Source organism: Leucobacter aridicollis (assembly GCF_024399335.1).
Lineage (GTDB): Bacteria > Actinomycetota > Actinomycetes > Actinomycetales > Microbacteriaceae > Leucobacter > Leucobacter aridicollis_A.
Genome location: NZ_CP075339.1, coordinates 2,879,952 through 2,900,372 on the forward strand (window position 1 = coordinate 2,879,952; position 20,421 = coordinate 2,900,372).

At 63.1% G+C, this 20,421-nt stretch carries 7 protein-coding genes; 1 reads left to right on the plus strand and 6 read right to left on the minus strand.

Annotated elements, in window-relative coordinates:
* Positions 1-2: 2 nt before the first annotated feature.
* The 6 genes from KI794_RS12990 to KI794_RS13015 form a co-directional block, all read right to left on the minus strand.
* Entirely contained in the window at positions 3-2,006 is a 2,004-nt protein-coding gene (locus tag KI794_RS12990) for a DUF7927 domain-containing protein (RefSeq protein ID WP_255808347.1), read from the minus strand.
* Positions 2,006-2,704, minus strand: a complete 699-nt coding sequence (locus KI794_RS12995; RefSeq protein WP_255808348.1) for a hypothetical protein — start codon at positions 2,702-2,704, stop codon at positions 2,006-2,008. Before KI794_RS12995 ends, KI794_RS12990 begins: the two co-directional genes overlap by 1 nt.
* A 22-nt stretch (positions 2,705-2,726) precedes the next feature.
* Complete coding sequence (locus KI794_RS13000) at positions 2,727-12,152, minus strand: DUF7927 domain-containing protein (RefSeq protein WP_255808349.1); 9,426 nt, start codon at positions 12,150-12,152, stop codon at positions 2,727-2,729.
* A 671-nt stretch (positions 12,153-12,823) separates the two neighbouring features.
* Positions 12,824-16,591 carry an AAA family ATPase gene (locus KI794_RS13005; protein WP_441776122.1) on the minus strand — a complete coding sequence of 1,256 codons (3,768 nt, stop codon included), beginning with the start codon at positions 16,589-16,591 and terminating at the stop codon, positions 12,824-12,826.
* A 126-nt stretch (positions 16,592-16,717) separates the two neighbouring features.
* Positions 16,718-18,067 (minus strand): uracil-xanthine permease family protein, encoded by a 1,350-nt coding sequence (locus KI794_RS13010; RefSeq protein ID WP_119284910.1) that lies wholly within the window; start codon positions 18,065-18,067, stop codon positions 16,718-16,720.
* A gap of 113 nt (positions 18,068-18,180) precedes the next feature.
* Positions 18,181-19,602, minus strand: a complete 1,422-nt coding sequence (locus KI794_RS13015; protein ID WP_119284911.1) for an NAD(P)/FAD-dependent oxidoreductase — start codon at positions 19,600-19,602, stop codon at positions 18,181-18,183.
* Positions 19,603-19,751: 149 nt separating this feature from the next.
* Between KI794_RS13015 and KI794_RS13020 the strand changes: the two genes are divergently transcribed.
* Positions 19,752-20,414 (plus strand): ArsR family transcriptional regulator, encoded by a 663-nt coding sequence (locus KI794_RS13020; RefSeq protein WP_119284912.1) that lies wholly within the window; start codon positions 19,752-19,754, stop codon positions 20,412-20,414.
* Positions 20,415-20,421: the final 7 nt, after the last annotated feature.

Below are 20,421 nucleotides of genomic sequence, written 5' to 3' on the forward strand. Positions count from 1 at the left end.
GGTTAGGGTGCGTTGCAAGAGTCGCAGTTCTCCAGATCGTTCGGGTTCGTCGTTGTCACGTGAACGACTGAGTCCTTGTCGCTGTTGCTGCTGCCCGCAACGCTCATCGTGGCGTCGGCGCGGAGGTTGGCGCCACCTGGGGTGCCGTCCTTCACCACAACGTCAAACTTGACGACAACCTGACTTCGCTCAGGGACCGTGCCAGTCCACGTGAGCTTGCCATTGGTGAAGGTTCCCTTGACTGCAGTTGCATCGCCGACGGTAACGAGGACGCTCTCCGGATCGACGTCGACGTCACCAATGAATGCACTGATGTCGAGGCCAACCGTGTAGTCAGCCGGGTCTGCGAAGGAGTTTCGTGCGATCGCCTGATAGCTGATCGTGCTGCCAGACATCACGGCGCTTCCCGTGAACGGGATTGAGTTCAGCGAGATCGTCTGGTATCGCCCAACGTTCTGAATGCCCTCGATTACCGCTGGCGCCCACACATAGAGCCCGTTCGGGGACCCAGTCGCGGTGACTGACGCAACGTTGCCATTCTTGTCGAGGCATCGCGCGTAGTCGTAACCACCGCAGGCTGCCCCGCCGCCGTTCTCGCCCCAGGAGAGAATCGTCCCGTCTTCAAGGACCAACGAGGCCGAGTCTTTATTTCCGCCGATGAGCACGGCCTTTCGGCCATCCTCCTGCGCAGGGTCCCAAATCTTGCCTGTCAGGTGATCACGGTTCACCGGGGTCCGATTACCGTAGTTGAGGCTGAATGCGCCGCCCCACTGGTTGTTCCCGTACGCCCAGGCTGTGCCGTCTTCGGTGATGTACTGGGTCGACCCGTAGCGCGCCGACGAGGCAACAACGTTCTTCTCTTTGAGTTTGGGGAGGGTGCCGTTTGAGCTGGAATCGTTCAGCTCATCGTTTCCAGAGAAGTTGTTTTCCTCGCTGCCCCAGGAGTAGAGGTTTCCCTTCTCCGTGACCATATGGCCGTGCGCATAGCCGCCGCCGAGCGAAGAGATTCCCTCGGCTTTCGCAAGCGCCGTGATCTCGGGGATCAGGGCGGGGGTCTCGCACCGGAAATCGTGGTAGACGCCGCTCACGGTGCGGCAACCGGCAGCCTTGAGGTTCTCATCCGAGGCACCCGCTCCGAAGCGGAACGACCGACCCCAGAAGTAAACGTTGTTCTCGTCATCGACGGCGTAGTAGCCCTCGTATCCAGAGAACACGTTCACAATGTTCGGCTGTTTTCCTCCCGGCCACTGAGTGACCTGTGTCGCTACGCGAAGCGCCGCGGCACCGTTCGCTGAGGTTCCCTGACCACGCTGAGCAAGTGCGTTATCTCCGACTGTCCAAATTGTGCCGTCGGTCTTCGTGTAGGCCGCACCGTACTCAACCGATGCAACACCTGCCACATCGGTGTCGATGATCGCGTCTGCCCAGTTTGTGGTCACATTCTCCGGCGTGGTGCCCGCCGGCACCACGCGGCCGGTACCGTTGAAATTGTTGCCGAACATGTACAGACCGCCGTTGTTTTGACCCCAGCCGAAAAGATTCCCCTCGGAGTCAACCGCGTAGTTGGCGTAAGCGGATGACGCCATCGACTTGATGTCGGCCAAGGCCTTGAACTGGTTTGGCTTGTGCAGGTTGAAAGCAGTTCCCGTGGAGTAATCGATGCCGTTCGTTCCACCGCCCTGTCCCGCGGACGATGTACTCGGGCCACTGTTTCCGTAGTAGCCCCAGATCCACAGGTTGCCTGCGGCGTCGAGCACCTGCATCGTGTCGAGGGCGAACGATGGGACGACAGCCGCGAGCGCGTTCGTCGGTGGCACCGAGACCCCGTCTGCCCGGGTGAAGACGGAGTCAGTGTACCCTGCCGAGCTCTCGCCGATCAGCGGGGAAGCCGTTACTCCAATGGCGGCGATACCAAGCATCGCCGCTCCCCCGAGCAGGGCTCGTTTGAGCCCTGCTCGGGGCCGTGGCCGGTCGGCCCGGCCGTTCTGCTGTGCAGAGGTGCGCATTAGAAGCTCTCTCCTTCAATACGAATACCGAAATCGGTGTCGACGCCGTTGTATGCGGCAAGTTTGGTTCTCGTCAGGTCGTTTGCGTCGAAGTCAAAAGCTGCTTTGACCGTAAACGTCGCCTCGCCGCCGCCTGCCTCGAGCACCCGGGTGATGGCCCCGCGGAGAGTGCCATCACCGTTCGGCTCGTTGTCTGCGTCAGCGCCCAGGCTCACATCGTCGATGACAACGTTGCCCTGCTCATCAGAGACCGTGAATTTCAACTGAGTGAAGAGGTCTGGGTAGATCTCGTCCTTTCCCGGGGCGATGCGGTACTTGACCTTTGCCGAGGACGGGTCACAGATCACGAAGAACAGTTCTCCGGTGGAGGTGCCGTTGTTTCGAACGACGACCTGCCATGTCATGCCCTCCCGAATAAGGTCGCCCGCACTGCTCGCCGAGGTCAGCATCAGGGGCTCCTCGCGCGTGGAGTCGACGAAGTCGCCGACACCGTCAGAAACTTGCAGGTCGTACTTCGTGAGCCCCGAGGACACACCGTGGCTCTCCCCACTGGCGAAGAGCCCGGTGGCCCACGCAGCGAGGCCACCGGCGGCGAGCAGCGTCGCCGCCGCTACCGATCCCGCGATCCACCGGTTACGGCGGCCCCCGCGGGGGGCCGCGGCGCCCTGGGGCGCCGCGGCAGAGTCAGTCGTTTCCAAAAGACCCTCTCCTTCTGAGTAGTTATGCATGCTTTGCTTCCTCCTTCCGCGTGCGACGCACAACGAGCGCGCTGCCTGCGGCGAGGGCGAGCAGTCCGAAGATCACGAACGGCATGATGTCGCCGCCTGTCATCGGGATCTGTTCGCCAGGTTTCGGCGGGGTGACTGGGTTCTCGGTGCTCGGCCCATCCGGTGAGTGCGGGCTCATGACGAGGTTGCGCAGCGTGGCCGGGGCCACCACATTCTCGTTGACCTGCACCGTGTACCGAATCTCGGTGCTGCTGAGCGCCGGGACGGTGCCTGTCCAGGTGAGCTGCTTGCCGGTGATTGCGACGGTCGTCCCGGCGGGAGCGATGGGGTCGCCCACGAGGGTCGCATCGTCAAGCACGTCGCTGAGGTCGTCATTCACGACCACACCGGTGATCTCGTGCGGTGTCTCGTTGGTGATCTTCACGGTGTACGTGACCTTGTCACCGCGCGAGACCTTGGTACCGCTACCGGGGTCAGAGATCTTCTCGAGCTTCACCGTACCGACGGGGTTCACCGTTTCAGGCACATCGGGTGAGTGGGGGCTCGTCACCAGGTTCCGCAGTGTGGCCGGGGCCACCGCGGTCTCAGAAACGAGTACCGAGTACGTGATCGTCACGGTTTCACCCGCAGGGACGGATCCGGTCCAGCTCAGGGACTGCCCATTGAGCCGCGCCTTGGACCCGTCTGAGACCTTGGGCTGCCCGATGAGCGATGCGTCGTCGAGGATATCCGAGAGGTTGTCCTCCACATATACCCCGTCGATTTGCACAGCACCCGGGTTGGTGACGGTGATCGTGTAGTCGACCGTGTCACCAGGCTTGACCGCGATACCCGAGCTCGGGTTGCTGCTCTTGTTCAGCTGCACCGTTGCGACGGGGTTCTCGGTTTCCGGGATGTTCGGCGAGTCCGGGCTGGAGACGACGTTCCCGAGCACTGCCGGGGCTGTGGCGTTGTCGTTCACACGCACGGAGTACGTGAGCACGATCGACTCGCCAGCTGGCACATCACCGGTCCACACGAGGTCACTGCCGTCGATACGCACGTCGCCCGCTGTCGCGGTCGGCGAGCCGATGAGCGTTGCGTCGTCAAGAACGTCGCTGAGATCATCGGTGACCGTAGTTCCCGCTACCGCAGCCTTCGCATCATTCGCAATCTCGACGGTGTAGGTCACGGTGTCGCCGGGCTTCACCGAGGATCCGCTGCCGGGCAGCGACGTCTTCGAGAGACGAAGCGTTCCGACAGGGTTCTCGACTTCCGGCTCGTCTGGCGAATCCGGGCTGGTAACCAGGTTCCGCAGCACCTGCGGCGCCGTCGCGTCCTTCTTCACAACGACGCTGTAGGTGATCACGATGTCGGTGTTCGCCGGAACGGTGCCGTTCCAACTCAGCCGGCCATCGGCGATCGTCGCGGTTGAACCGTCGGATACTGAGACGCTGTCCTTTACGAGATCTGCGTTGTCGACGACATCGGAGAGGTCGTCAGTCACGCTCACACCTGAGATGGGCGCCTCGGTAGAGTTACGCACAGTCACCGAGTACTCAACGGTTTCACCTGGGCGGACAGCCGTGCCGGCGGCAGGCACGCTCTGCTTCAGCAGCGTGACGGTGCCAACAGGGTTTTCCGTCTCAGGAACATCCGGCGAGTTCGGGCTCGTCACCAGGTTGCGAAGCACCGCGGGGGCGAACGCATCGGCTGCGACTCGAACTGAGTAGGTGAGCGTCACGCTGCTATCTGCAGCGACATCGCCCTCCCACCGCAGGATGTTGTCCGCACCGATTGTTGCGGTCGAGCCGTCGGACACCTCAACATCACCTACTAGGGCTGCGTTGTCGAGCACGTCGGTGAGGTCATCGGTGATAACCGCTCCGGCGATCGCGACATCGCTCCCATTGAGCGCGGTGACCGTGTAGGTCACGAGCTCACCGGGTTTAACCGCGGTGCCAGCGGCCGGATTCACGCTCTTGGTGAGCGCGAGCTTACCGACTGGGTTCTCGGTGCCCGGGCCTTCTTCACCGTCGACCTCAAGCGTATTGCTCAAGACCTGGGTGCCGTCAGCCTTCGGATCTGTCTTCACCGTATAGGTGATGGTGACTGTCGCGCCGGCAGGCAGCTCGTGGTCCCACGTGACGACGGAGCCGTCCATGGTAACCACGGGAACTTCCTCAACCGCAGTCCAGCTTGCGACTGGAGGCGTGACCAGCGCTGCGTCGTCAAGGACGTCGCCAAGGTCGTCGCGCAACTCTACTCGCTGCGCCTCGGTGAGCCCGTTGGTTGCGGTGAGCTCGTAGGTGAGCGTCTGGCCCGGCGCGACGGTCGTGCCCGAGGTAATCGGGTTTCCGTCGTCGTCAAGCAGTCGTTTCGAGGTCACGAGCTCCCCAACTGGGTTCTCGGTCTCCGGCTCGGTGGGCGAATCAGGGCTAACCACACGGTTGCGAAGTACATCGCCCTGCTTTGCGCTGTCATTGACAGTCACCGAGTAGGTGATCCTGACAACCTGCTTTGCAGCGAGGTCGCCAGCCCACACGATTGCCTGGTTGGCAGCGTCGAAGCTGACGTCGCCGCTGTCCGCGGTCGGGTCGCCAGTGATCGTCGCCGATCCGAGCACTCCGGAAAGGTCGTCAGTCACCCGAACAGCGTTGACTGGCGCGTCCACCGGGTTCGCAACTGTCACAGTGTATGTGACCGTCTCACCGGGCTTGACTCCGGTACCGCTCCCTGGATCCGCCACCTTGTCAAGCACAACGGTGCCAACTGGGTTCTCGGTCTCGGGCTCGTCCTCGGAATCCGGGCTAGTGACAAGGTTACGCAGCACCGCTGGCGCGGTTGCGTCGTCCTTCACTCGGACCTCGTAGGTGATCGTCACGGACCCATCGGCCGGCACAGTGCCGACCCACTTCAGGGTCTGTGCATCGATCTGCACGGTCGAACCGTCGGATACCTTCGGCGAACCGATGATCTCCGCAGCGCCCAGGACTTCAGAGAGGTTGTCAGTCACCTCGACGTTGCTCTGGTCTACGTCGGACGGGTTTGTCACCTTCACTGAGTAGGTAACAGTCTCGCCGGGCTTGACCACAGTTCCGCTCTCGGGCACCGAACTCTTCTCGAGCCCGACTGTACCGACAGGGTTCTTGATTTCCGGGGTTGTTGGCGAATCAGGGCTTGTGACCGCATTTCGGATAGCTGCCGGAGCCTTCGCAGACTCCTTGACAGTGACGGAGTAGGTGACAGTGACAACACCGTTGCCTGGGACTGAACCGGTCCAGCGCATCGTCTCGCCGTCAAGCTCGACAGAACCGCTCGATGCCTCCGCATCGTCGTTCCATGTCGCGTTGTTCAGCACGTCAGCCAGGCTGTCGGAGACTGTCACGTCGTCAAGCGCAGCTGCGCTCGGGTTCGTGATCGTCACCGTGTACTTCACACGCTCGCCTGGCTTCACAACCGTGCCGTCGCCCTTGTCGTTGACTTTGGCAAGCATCAGGGTGCCAACCGGATTCTCCGTGTCAGGAGTGTCGGGCGAGTGCGGGCTTGTCACAAGGTTGCGCAGCGTTGCCGGGGCAGTCGCGTCATCCGAGACCTTCACCGAGTAGGTGATGGTGATGGAGTCACGTGCCGGCACCGTTCCGGTCCAGGTGATCGCGCTTCCCGTCAGGGTTGCAACAGACCCGTCGGAGACACTGATCGTCGCCTCGTCGAGAGCTGCATCGTCCAGGATGTCCGAGAGGTCATCCGAGACGCTGACATTGGTTGCATCGACGTCGTTCGGGTTGCTTGCGGTGACCGTGTAGGTCACCGTGTCCCCGGGGCGAACAGTCGAGCCGGAGGCCGGATCGGCTGTCTTCTTGAGTGCGACCGTCGTCACAGGGTGCTCAGTCTCAGGAACCTCTGGCGAGTCCTTGCTGACCACGACGTTACGGAGGACGTCTCCGCTCTCCGCGGTCGTGTTGACCTTGACTGTGTAGCGAATGACTGCGTCCTGCGACGCTGCGATGTCACCGGTCCAGGTGAGCGTTTGAGCATCAGCGTCAATGACCGCGTTGCCGCCGCCAGAGATAACCTCAGGCTCGCCCACAAGTGTTGCGAATGGCAGTACAGACGAAAGGTCGTCGGTGGCCGTCACATCGCTCATGTCCACACCGGAGGTGTTGCGCACTGTCACGGTGTAGGTGACTGTTTCACCGGGTTTCACACCTGACCCGGCCGCAGGCTGTGACGCCTTCGACAGGGAGACGGTGCCGATCGGGTTCTCCGTTTCGGGAACCGTGGGTGAGTCCGGGCTCGTGACGACGTTGCGAAGCGACTCCTCGCCACTAATGTCGTCATTTACCTTGACCGTGTAACGGATCTCAACGACTCCGTCGGCCTCGACATCGCCCGACCAGGTCAGGGTGTTCTGCTTGAGCTCAAGCGCACCCCCACCGGCCACGATCTCGGGATCACCGACCAGCGTCGCGTTGTCCAACACATCACTCAGATCGTCAGCAACGGTGACGCCTTCGATCGCGACACCGCTACCGTTTGTGACGGTCACGGTGTAGGTGACGTTGTCACCCATCCGCACGACCGAGCCCGCAGGCACGTCAGTCGTTTTTGCGAGTTCGAGCGACCCAATCGGGTCCTCGGTCGAAGGCTCATCTGGCGAGTCAGGGCTCGTCACGATGTTCCGCAGTGCAGCTGGTGGCGTCACCGAGTCGTTGATCTTCACGACGTAGGTGATGGTGATCTCCTCCCCTGCAGGGACGTCACCGGTCCACGTCAGCTGACCAGCGTCACGCGTTACAGTGCCGGCAGTTGCGGTCGGCTCCGTGGTGACAACGGCGTGCTGCAGCACATCATTGAGGTTGTCATGCACCTCAACGCCATTGACTGCCACGTCGCTCGGGTTCTTGATTGTCACTGTGTAGGTGACCTCACTACCCGGCTTTGCCGGCCCGGCAGGGCTCACCGCAGACGCCTTCGCGAGTTCGACGACACCGACAGGTGTCTCTGTCGACGGCTCGTCTGGCGATTCTGGGCTCACTACTGCGTTGCGGAGGGATTCTCCGGCGCCGGCATCGGCGTTGACCGTCACCGTGTAGGTGATGGTCACCGACGCGCCTGCCTGAACGTCACCGTTCCAGGTGAGGATCGAACCAGAGATTGTCGCGCTGCCGCCGCCCACTGTCTGGAGAGAGCCTTGGACAAGCGTTGCGTTGTCGAGCACGTCCGAAAGGTCGTCGGTGATCGAAGCGCCAGCCACGTCAACACCAGACCCGTTCGCAATTGTCACCGTATAGGTAACGTCTTCACCGCGATTCGCGGCGACCCCGTCAGCGACGGAGGTTGACTTTGCGAGCGACAGTGAACCGATTGGGTTCTTGGTGTCTGGGGTATCTGGCGAATCCGGGCTCGTCACCGCGTTCCGAAGCGTACCCGTAAACGCGTCGGCATTCACCTGCACGACATAGTTCACGGTGACGGTTTCGTGAGCGGCAAGGTTGCCCGTCCAGGTCAGCACGCCCTTGTCGATTGTCGCCCCGTTGTCGGGGCCCGATACGAGAGTCGCCTTGTCCAGCACATCTGCCAGGTCGTCGGTAACTACCACGCCATTGATCGGCGCGTTCGCGGGGTTGTGGATCGTCACTGTGTAGGCGACGGTGTCGCCTGGCTTGACAGGCGCACCGGTGGTCGGGACGGCTGTCTTGGACAGCGCAACGGTTCCGATCGGGTGGACCGTCGTCGGCGGCTCCTCCGGATCATTCGTCATGTCCGTGCTGGTCACGACGTTCTTAATGACCGCGGGCGCCGTCGCATTCGCAGCGATGGTTGCCGAGTAGGCCAGGGTAACGGTCTTGTTGCCCGGTACATCGCCGATCCAGACGAGCTCGGTTCCGTTGAGAGCCATGCCCTCGGGGAGCGAGTCAGTGTCAATCTTCGCGTTCGCGAGCACACCCGAAACATCATCGACCACACGAACATCACGGATAACGCGCTGCGTATCGTTCGTGACAGTCACCGAGTAGGTCACAGTATCGCCCGGGCGGACAGTCGAACCGGAAGCCGGATCCGACGTCTTCGCAAGCGTCACCTGACCACGCGGAGTGTCAGTCGGGTGCTCGGTCTCCGGGCTCGTCGGCGAGTCAGGACTCGACACGACGTTCCGCAGAACAGCGTCCTCAGGATCAAGCACATCATTCACACGCACCTGATAACTCACCGACTTCGAGTCACCTGCTGAGATGTCACCCGTCCAGGAGAACTGCATCGTCAGCGGGTCGTAGGCGCCTTCGACAAGCGGCTCGATGAGCGTCGCGTTGTCCAGCACGCCACTGAGATCATCAGTGAGCGTCACGTCAGCGAAATCAACCGCCGACGGGTTCGTCGCCGTCACCGTGTACGTAATCGTGTCGCCGGGCTTCACAGCTGAACCCGTAACCGGTTCCGAGCTCTTCGCCAGCTCAATCGTACGAACCGGGTGGACCGTCGTCGGCGGCTCCTCCGGATCATTCGTCATGTCATCACTCGTCACGACATTCTTCACGACAGCAGGCGCGACCGCGTCGGCGTTCACCGTCACCTCGTAACTGATGGTGACAGAGTCGTTCGCGGGTACGTCGCCAGTCCAGGTGATGACGTTTCCGTTCAACGTCGCGCCCACCGGCAATGACGATTCAACGACCGTCACGGGGCCCGAGATTTCGTCCGTGATGACGACGTCAGGGATACTCTGCGCGGTGTCGTTCGTCGCGGTGATCGAGTACGTGATTGTCGAGCCAGGGCGGACCGGGGTGCCCGATGCTGGATCGGCATGCTTTGCGAGCTCAACCGAGCCGCGCGGATTGTCGACCTCATGCTCGGTACCAGGCGGATCCTCACGAACCTGAGCACTGCCTGCATGGTTGCCGATCTTCGTGCCGTCAGGTGCCGAGTCAAGCACACGTACCGTGTAGCTAATTGTCAGAGTCTCCCCTGCCGCAACGTCGCCGACCCAGCTCAGGGTCGTGCCGTCAACGGTTGCCCCGGCAGTCGGATCACCAATGAGTTCGGCGTAGGGAAGCACTGCCGAGAGATCGTCGGTGACAGTGACACCGGTCTTTGCGACCTCGGCGTCCTTGTTCGCGAGCGTCAGCGTGTAGGTGATCTCGTCGCCTGGCTTCACAACGGACCCCGAGTCAGGGGAGGCTGTCTTTGCGAGCGTGAGCTCATCCTCAACAGGAACTGTCGTCGTCGGCCCCTCAGGGTCGACGTTCCACGGGGACTCAACACCGTTCACAAGCGATTCGCCGCCTTCAAGCGGGTACAGCTCTTCCGCTGTCTTTGTCGTCACCTCGTAGCTCAGCTTGAGAACTGCTCCGGCCGGAACATCGCCCTCCCAACTCAGCATCGGCTCGGCAAAGGTTGCTGCCGCAGCGGCAAGGTCGGCGCCGTCGCGGTCGACGAGGGACACCTTGATGTTCTCAGGCCCGTTCGCGTATTTCAGCACGTTTGCGAGATTGTCGCTCACTGTCGCGCCCTCGATCGGCAGACCGCCAACGTTCGTCGCGGTGACGAGGTACGAGACCTTCTCGCCCGGGGCCGCGTGCCCGTTCCCGTCGGCATCGGTGGCGGTCTTCTCGAGTTTCAGCGCGCCATCGATCGGAGTCGTTACTGTGACGCCGTTCGTCCACTTAGCGCGATCACCAGCGTCTGATTCGCTGCGCACGCTTGGCACAGCAGTCACGACACCGTCGGCCTCGCGCGTCGTCGACACTGTGTTGACGAGCGCCGCGACAGGCTCAGTGAAGTTTTGCACGTTCTCGTCATCTGCGACAACGGCCTCGGCGACTGTGGCCCGATAGGTGATTGTGAGGGTCTCGTTGGCTGCGAGATCGCCAGTCCACGTGATCTCCGAGCCCGCGAGCGTTGCTGTTCCGGTGCTTGCGTTGACCCTGCTCACGTCTGCGTCGTCGAGAACATTCGTGAGGTCGTCAGTCACTGTCAGAGCGGAGAGCGCACTGCCAGTCGTGTTCTTCACCGTGACGGTGTAGTCCGCGATGTTGCGGCCCTCGTTCGCGCTTGGTGAAGCATTGCCGGGCTCGAGAGAGGTCGTCTTGGTCAGGGTGAGGGCGCTGAGGCTCTCGAACACGTAGACGTTTCCGCTCGCCGATACAATCGCGCGGTGGTGGGCAGTGCCATCATCGTCAACTGTCGTGGCGGCCTGCACAGAACCGCCGAGGATGCCGAACGTACCGAACTGTGACTCATTTCCTGCGAGGGTTGCGAGTGGCTTCGCTGCCGTAGCGGTCGCAGGAGCGACTACATCGAACACCTGTACCTTGCCCTGGTCTGCCGTCCCGTCAAGATTCAGCGAACCGACAAAGAGCTCGTCGGTGGTGTCGTTCAGGTCAAGGCTCGCACCAAAGTAGTACTGATGTGGGAGGTCGGAGACCGTTTTCCCGGCGAGAGTGCCATCAGCGTTATAGACGTAGACGGCGCCCTGCGTTGTGGTGTCGTCTGTCGCGACATCGCCGGGAGCGGAGCCAGTGAAGTTCAGCTCTGAGGGCGAACCGGCGATGATCGCGCCGGTTTCGGTTATCGCGATGGCGCGGCCGAGGCCCGCCCACGACCCGCCTTCGAGCGAGGCTGGAAATGCAACGTTCGCCTGGTTCACGTCGGGAGTGACAGTGAAGCTAGGCGTACGATCATTGAGGTTCCACGCGCTGATCTGGCCGACCTGGTAGCTGTTCGAGTCTCCAGCGACGGCCTGATGCTGTGGTGCTGCGACGACCGCTGTGGGACCGCGTGCGGTGACCACCTGGCCGTACACATCCGATACGTGTACCTGGGCCTCGGGCAGAAGCAGCGCGGCCGCGACGGCGTCCGAGCCGAGATCGGCGACGGGAACGGCGAACGCAGCGCCCGCATCGCTCTTGCCATCCACACGAGAGTTCGGGGCTCCAACGACGAGGTGGGACTCCGAGAGGCTCACTGATTCACCGAAAGACGCGACCGCAGTGAGGCGTGCGTCAGTGCCTGGGGTCACGCGCGTCGGCGCGGCCGACCATGCATCACCGGCGCGCGCATACACGTAGACCTCGTTTGAGTAGCGGGCGCCCACGACTGCAATCCCTGCGGCCTCGTCAAGGTCAACCGAGTACCCGAATCCCTTTGCCTCGGCGGGTGCGGGAAGCGTCGTCTCCGAGAAGTCGCCCCGTTCGGGGCCAACCCAGGAGCGAATCTGCACACTGCCGGTGCCGGCCTTGGTCGAACCGCGCTCAGCGGTGAAGATCACCGAGCTTCCGTCGAGCGCGACATCGTAGCCGGTTCGCTTCGAGTCGCTGCCGCCAGCGTCGCTGCCGAACTGGGCGACCTCGACGTACCGTTCTACATTCGCGAGATCAAACGGCACGACGTCTTGTGTCGTCGTCGTTGCCGTCGCCGCGCTTGGCGCGACGATCAACATTCCGGCGGCCAGCGCTGCAGTGGCTGTGGTGGCCAGTGCAGATCTCAGCCTCCTCCACAGCCGCGGGCTGGAGTGCTCCAGCTGTGGCTCTCGTAGGTATTCCACGTTTCTCCTCATAACTTGGCCGAATAGTTCGACAGAGGGGTGAAAAGACCGCGCCTGAATAGCGCGAGGTCTCAGCGCCCTCGAATATAGGTGCCAGTTACGAGAGGAAAGTGACGCGGCCTGAAAAAGAATTTCGTACGCAACACGCAAATAGATCGAGTTGCCGGCAAAGCGCTATCGTCTACTGGAAGCCAGAGGGCAAAAGTAGTTCAACAACTCGATACTGAGTACGAGGCTCACAAAATTGAGTATGTATCGGGAAGGTTTGGGCGCAGAAATTGAGTAAGAAGCCGCCAGCTGAGTACCGTTAGGCCCAGTGCGGCGGCTTGTCCGCCTGCAATCGCCTATCGTTCTCTCCAACGCTCGTCGAGCGTCGCTCAGACTGACCGCCCCACCCTTGGGGCGTGTCTTCCGCGGCCTTCGCTGTCAAGGCGTGATCCGAGGGTCGCGGGTCGACGCCCTGAGGCGCTTGTCGCTGCGCACGCCGCGCACCGCGAACCTTCCGGATGGGTTGCTCGGCCGCGTCTCGGCCCGCATCCGCGGCCGGCGCATCGTTCACGACGTGCCTACGATTCTGAGCCAGTCAGCGCGCCCTCGGTGACGCCGAGCACACGTGCGATACGTGCTGCCGCGCCCTCGGGATCCGCGAAGAGGTCAAAGCTCTGGACCCTGTGGTAATGCCAGCCGAGACGGCGGAGCACCGCCGGACGCAGCCGGAGCGCCTCCCGAAGGCTGACGTCGCCGTCGTTCGCGGTTCCGAGGTCGATGTCGATCGCGATCGCACGGTCACCGAACGATGCCGCGATCGGGATCTCGCCTCGGTAGTCCAGCACAACTGTGATTCCGTGCCCCTCGAGCCTGTCAGCGAACTCCCTGATGAGCGGATCCGTCTCCGCTGGTAGCGAGACCGGCTCCGGTTCTGGGTGTTCAAAGGCAAGGAGCTCCGCGAGCTCGACCACGCCGTGCTTAAGGCGCGAGGAATCGAGGTCCTCGGGCCTAAAGCACGACACGATTGTCATCGCGCGGCGAGCGCGCGTCATCGCCACTGCGAGAAGGTGCTCACCGCCGGGCCGACCGAGCGCACCAAAGTTTGACAGCACCCTGCCGTGGGGCGTGCGACCGTACCCGATCGAGAAGATCACCCGGTCGCGGCTCTGCGCGGTTGCCTGCTCAAGCGTGAGCACAGCGAACGGCTCGGCGCGCTCACCGAGCAAGAAATCACGGTACTGCGGGAACTTCGAGAACGCCTGCAACACCTCGCGATACACGCGCACAGCGTGCTTCTCGCTCGCCGTGATGACCATGAGTGATTCGTTCGGGCGCTCGTCTGCGTGCTGCAGCACCATCTGCACGACCCTGTCGACCTCTGCCTCGGTGCTCTCGACAGCGCCAGTCTGCTGGTCGGGCAGCCCCTGCCCTGCCGGAACGAAATCATAGGTGAGGCTCGAGTGCCCGAGAAAGCTTCCAGCCCACGGCAGCGAGTTGATCTCGCCGTCGTAGAAGCGGTCGTTCACGAGGTTCGTGAGATCTTCGCCGCCGGCTCGATAGCTGCGGGTGAGCTTCAGCGTGGGAAGCACCTCGGCGAGCTCGTCGAGCGCTGAGCGCAGCCCCGTGGTGTCCTCGCCCTGGTCAACGTCGGGGCTGTGCACACCAATCTCGAACGAGCTCGGGCTTTGCGTGGTGCTGTCACCGAACACAACAACCTGGTCGGCGCGGCGGATCGCTCCGATGTTCTCTGCGAGTGTCGTTGCGCCAGCGTCGACGAGCAGCACTGCGTCGAAGCGTGCCGTTTCTGGGAGCTGTGAAACCTCGTACGGTGACATCGCGAGAACCGGGGCAAGTGTTGAGAACAGCACGGGCGCGTCCTGCGCAAGCGCCGCAATCGTCGCGTAGCCGCTTCGCAAGAGGCCCCGAAGCGCGAGCGCCTCCTGCTTGTTGTCGAGCACTGCGACGCGCCAAGAGTCGGCGAGTTTCGACGCGAGCAGCGACCCGTTCGCCCCGGCGTGCGCGTCGTCGACGAGGCGGAAGTCTGCCTCGAGCCGCTCGATGACTCCCGTGTTCGCGCTGAGCAGCGCCGGATTCGTCTGGAGCATCCGTTCGAGTACGGACTGCCACCAGGCGAGCTCGAGTTCGGCGCCAACCTCGTCGGCCGGCACGTGACGCGCAGAGAGGTCGTCGAGCAACGGCCCCAGCCTGGCGCTCCGGAGCCGCTCCACAATCGTCGTGCGCTCCTGAATGTTCTGCAGCACCTCAGACTCTTTCGCGAGCTCCGATACGCGCGCGGCGAGCTCGTGCAGGTCGAGGTTCTTCAGGCGATCAGGTTCGACGGTCGTGCCAAGTACCGCGTCGAGCTTGTCGAGATCCTGATAGGCGGCCTGGAAAGCGACTACAACGTCCGCGATTCCGAGCGGCACCTCGGGGCGCGTTCCAACAACAGTCGTGTAACGCTGCCAGAGCACGCGCTGCTGCTGGATCTGCACGAGTCGCGCGTACATGTCAGTGATGCTCACGCCCGGCCGCACATACTCCTGGGCAAGCTTCTTCAGACGGCGCTTGTTCGACGCCGACATGTCTTCGTCGCTGCCACGGGGGGCATGCGCCGCAATAACTTCTGCGAGTGAGCGATCGTACACCTCAGGGGTGAACCGATCGAGTGTGTCGCGGATCCCCATGAGCAGCCGCAGGTACACGCCAAGCTCGGAAATCGATTCGAATGGCCGCATCGACGTCTGCTCGACGACCTCATTCGCCATCGAGATGAGGCGCGGCAGCTGCGACTCGGCGAGGTCGACAGCGACACCGTATGCAGCGCGCGCCTCTTCGGTCGTCGAGAAGTCGACGCCGTACCACGGCGAATCCTCTGGCCCGTACTGGAACTGGCCGAGGCGGGCGACCTCCGTGAGATCATCAGCGACTGATGAGCGGTCAATCGTGAGCTGGCCGAGCGCCTGATCGTCGAGCCGCACAGTCGTCGACGGCGGGTTGTCGCCGAGCGAAAGCTTCGTCAGCTGCCGAAGCGCCTGCAGCGGCGTGACCGAGTAACGCTCGTCAGGCTTTGACAGAGCGTCACGGTAGTCGAGGAGCACGCCCCTGAGGCGGACGAGCGCCTCGTCGACGTCGCGCATCTGCTCGGACGCCGCGTTCTCGTTGCGGCTGATTGACTCGACAAGGTTGCGCCGCAGCCTCCGCGGGGTCACCGCGAGGCCGGGGAGTCCTGCGCGAGTCAGGCGGTGCGTGATCCCGTCGATCGTGGAACGGCGGGGCGTCACGACGAGCACGTGCTTGCCGTCGCGCACGAGGTTGCCGATTGCGTTCACCACAGTCTGGGTGCCGCCGGTGCCCGGAAGCTGCCGCACGACAATCGACTGGCCGGCGTCGATCTGCGCGAGCACGTCATCTTGCTCAGGGTCGGAGTCGTAGAGGCACCTGTCAGTTTCGGGCGCCATATGATCCGGCGAGACTGGGTTCACTGGGCGGTAGTTGTCGGCGAGCGCCTGCTTCGCTGGCTCGCTCCCGCAGATCGCTTGCAGGATCGGCGTGTCGAGTCGCACCGCGTCGGCGGCCATGCCCTGCGACACGTTGTGGAACGACGAGACGACGAGCCTGGGTTGCACGAGAAACTCGGGGACGCCCGCAACCATCTGGCGGAGCCTGTCGATCACGGGCTGAGGCTTGAACACGCCCTCGGACTGCGAGAGTTCAATGAGCGAGCGCGCGTCGATGGTGATCCCGAACTGATCGCGGAGCGCTCGGATCAGCTCCGAGTTCACGACGGGGAAGTTCTTCAGTTTGAGCTCGAAGTCGCGGCCGTAGCGGCGAATCGCGAGCGGGCGCAGCAACACCGGCGCCGAGAACTCGTCACCCTCGAACGTCCACTTCGCGAGTCCGACCGCAAGATTCACAGTCTCGAGCCCACGCATTGTGCGCATCTCGACGGCCTTATCGGTTACACGCGCGGCGGCGGCGCGTGCGTGACGCAGCGCGAGGTCGTCGCGGATCAGCGCCGAGAGCAGGATCTTGTTCCCCGAGATGAACTGGGGCAACCCGCCGGGGTGGGTCGAGCTGAGCTCGATCCGATTCGCTGGGTGGTCGTCGAAGTGGAGTAGCGGGTTGCGGCCACCGATACCTGCGAGCTCGCGAAGCCAGGCTGCATGTTCCTCGGAGAACGGATCGACAACGCCAAGCGGGCCACCGAGGTCCTGGCGGTCAGTGTCGTTGTCGTTCACTCCTGCGAGCGCTGCGTTCGACACCGGCTCCGTCGCCTCAGCGACATCCGGTGCTTCTGCGGCGTTGCCCTTTGATTCGGGTCGCCTAAGTCGATCCACACTCCACACACCGCCACCCTAAGGCGTCTGCCTTTGAAAACGCGGCATTATCGCGGTGTTTCTTCGCTCGCCGATGACTGTGACTTCGCCACGCGCTCACGCGGGGGCCGAAGTCACAGTCAATCAGCGGTCTTGCTAGCGGATGATCGCGGTGTCCGTCGCGGTGCCGCGCGCGCGTGCCACGAGCCGCATGAGGTGGTAGACCACAACCGCGGCGATCGTGCCGAGCGCGATCCCGTTGAACATGACGTCGCCGAGCTGCATGCTGAAATCGGCGATGCCGACGATGAGTGCGATTGCGGCGGTGAACTGGTTGATGGGCTTCGAGAAGTCAACCTTGTTGTCGATCCAGATCTTCACGCCGATGAGGCCGATGAGGCCATACAGTGCGACAGTCACGCCGCCAAGCACGCCCGCCGGAACGGAGAAGATCAGTGCGCCGACCTTCGGCGAGAAGCTCAGCAGCATCGCGATCACGCCAGCAACCCAGTACGCGGCCGTCGAGTACACGCGGGTCGCAGCCATCACGCCGATGTTCTCGCCGTACGTCGTCGTTGCCGAGCCGCCGCCAAACCCGGCGAGGATCGTCGAGACGCCGTCGGCGAGCAGCGCGCGCCCGGTCACCGGATCGAGATCGCGGTCGATCATGAGGCCGACGCTCTTCACATGGCCGACGTTCTCGGCGATGAGCACGAGCACGACTGGCAGGAACGCTGGCAAGAGACCCCAAAGTGATGGGTCGGCAAACGGGTTGGCCGGAAGGTGGAACTCGGGGAGCCCCACCCAGGCAGCAGACTTCACAGCCTCGAAATCGACGATGCCCATGAGCGCTGCCGCGATGTACCCAACAACCATGCCAAGCACGATCGAGAGCCTGCCGATAAGCCCCCGAAACAGCACGGTAATGAGCAGGATCGAGCCGATAGTAATAAGTGCTGCAGTCGAGTGCAGGCCCTGGTTCACGTCGGGGTTCGCCGCGGGGTTACCGAACCAATTGTTCTTGACCGCGGGTGCGAGGTTGAAGCCGATGAGCGCGACGACCGATCCCATGACGACCGGCGGCATGAGCGCATTCACCCATCCGATGCCGAAGCGCTGCACGATGACGCCAACAAGTGCGACGAGCACGCCCATGGCGATGATCGCGAACGACGCGCGCGCGAGGCCGGCGACATCGCCGTGGTCGTAACCCGAGGTCGCGACCGCGATCGGTGCGAGGAACGCGAACGAGGATCCGAGGTAGCTCGGCAGACGGTTGCCGGTGATGAGCAAGAACAGCATCGTGCCAAGGCCCGAGAAGAACAGCGTCGCCGTGGGCGGGAAGCCCGTGATGAGCGGCACGAGGAAAGTGGCGCCGAACATCGCCACAACGTGCTGCATGCCAAAGCCGATAGTCCGAGCCCAGCCCAGCCGCTCCTCGGGTAGAACGATCGCGTCTTGGGCAACTGATTTACCATCGCCGTGCAGCTTCCAGGGCAGCGCCATAGGTGGCTCCTTCGGGGCGATCGGTACGTGCGTGCCGTGCGTCCACCCCTCCAGGCGCTCGACCAAAAGTCAAGCATACAGCGAACACTCAGGAATGCGCGTTTGCTGTCACACTACGAGTCGAACCCAAGTCCCAACGCGTCGAGGGTCTTCAGCAGCACATTGCGTTTGCCGCCGTTGTGATCGGCCCGATCGAGCGACCAGCGCGTGAGGTTGATGCCAATCGATGCGGCAGGCTCTGGCGGAAACGGCAGCGGCACGTTCTGCACCATCTCGAGCTCGGTGCGCTCGGTGACGCGCCCCTCGAGCCTGTCGACGATAACGTCGGCGGCGAAATGGGTGGCGCCCACTCCGAGCCCGGTGAAGCCAGCCACATACTGGACCCGCCCGCCGTGGGCCTGCCCGAAGAAGGCGCAGAATCGTGTCGAGGTGTCGATCACCCCCGCCCAGCGGTGCGTGAATTTCACCCCTGCGAGCTGCGGGAATGTGGTGAAGAAATGGCTTGCGAGCCTGCGGTGGCTTTCAATCCGATCCTCATACTCGCGTTTGATCCGCCCGCCAGCGTGGTACACGGCATCGTAGCCGCCCCACAGGATCCGGTTGTCGGCGGTGAGCCGGGAGTAATGGAACTGGTTCGCCATGTCAGCGAGCCCCTCGCGCCCCTCCCACCCGATCGCTGCAAGCTGCGCGTCGGTGAGGGGCTCCGTCATCAGCACGTAGTCGTAGACGGGCACTGTGTGAAAGCGGTACCGCTTGAGCAAAGACGGGAACACGTTCGTGCAGAGCGCGACGCGCGAGGCCGAAACGGTGCCGCGCTTCGTCTCGAGCTCGATCGGTTCATCATCGCGACCGCCGAGCCTATCGACTGGCGTACCTTCGTAGATCTCGACGCCGATGCTCGTCGCAAACCTCGCGAGCTCATGCGCGAGCTTCGCCGGGTGCAGGTTCGCGTTCTCATTTGGTGAGAACTCACCAGCGAGAAACGTCGGGGAGTTGATGCGTGCCCGCACCTCTTGCTCGTTCAGCGCGACAACATGCGGGTCCGGGCTCTCCCCTACCCAGTCAACCTGGTAGGGGTTGTTCGCGACCGAGAGCTGGCCCGTGCGCTCCCAGTCGACATCGAGCTTGTTCTCGGCAATGAAGCGCTCCATCGCGTCCAGGTTCTCGTAGCCGATGCGTCGAAGCGTGCCAGTCTCATCCGGCCACCGGGACTCGGCGTTTGGCTCACCATGAGTGATGCTCGCCTCGCAGAAACCGCCGTTGCGGCCCGAGGCTGCCCACCCCACTCTGACGGCTTCGAGGAGCACGACCCTGCGGTCAGGATGCTCCTGCTTGAGCTTGATCGCAGTCCAGAGGCCCGCATAGCCGCCGCCGACGATCGCATCGTCAGCCACGATGTCGCTATCGAGCCGCGGGTAGGTGACCGCGCGATCTGCGACGTCATCGATCCAGAACACTCCCAGTCGCGTCTCTGCAAGCGCTTCATCTACGATCCGCGCCGCGGGGCGATGTGTCTCAAAAACAGTCTGGTGCATTGTCGTTCTCAGTCCTCGTCGTCGGGGGCGTACGGCGAGTGTATCGCGGTCGAAACGGGAATGAATAGGGGCCGCTCGGCTGCGCAGGATGCGCAGGATGCGCAGGATGCGCTCCCCAGTCTCTCGAGTTTCATTGCTATGGTGGGGCCATGCCTCGCCGGGTCGAAGATTTCCGTGGCCTCACGCGTGTCAGCCGACTACGGATCCTCCACTCCGTCCATCGACAGCCCGGCAGACGGCTCGCTGAGATTGCCTCCGAGGTGAACCTCCACCTCAACACCACGCGCGAGCACCTCGCGGTGCTTGAGGCCGAGGGCCTCGTGCACAGTTTGCGGCTCGTCACCGGCGTGCGCGGCCGCCCGCCTGTGGTGTTTCACCCGGTCACTGACGCACACGAAAATGACGCGGCGCACGGGCGCGCTACTGCGGCCGCTGCGCGCGGCAACCTGCTTCGACGCCTAGAGCCTGAGCTCGACAGAAGTGCTGAGCTCGGCGTGGAAGCGATGGCGCAGCTCGATGCCCTCTACGAACATCTCGAAGACATTGGCCTCGAGCCGCAGCCCGATGACTCGCAGCTTCGTATCAATGTCGCACCGTGTCGGTATGCGTTCGCGATCACGACGGAGCGCGCGTTGGTGTGCTCCGTCCACATCCAGCTTTTGAAGCATCAGCTCCAGCAGGTTCCGGGTCCAGTCCGGTTGCGAAGCGTCAAGCCGTTCGTGACGCCAACCCGGTGCGAGATCGCACTTGAGGTGAGAGACGGACCCTCCCTCGCAGAGCGTGAAGCCCAGGGCGCGGCGGCAACGTCGTAGCCGCCGC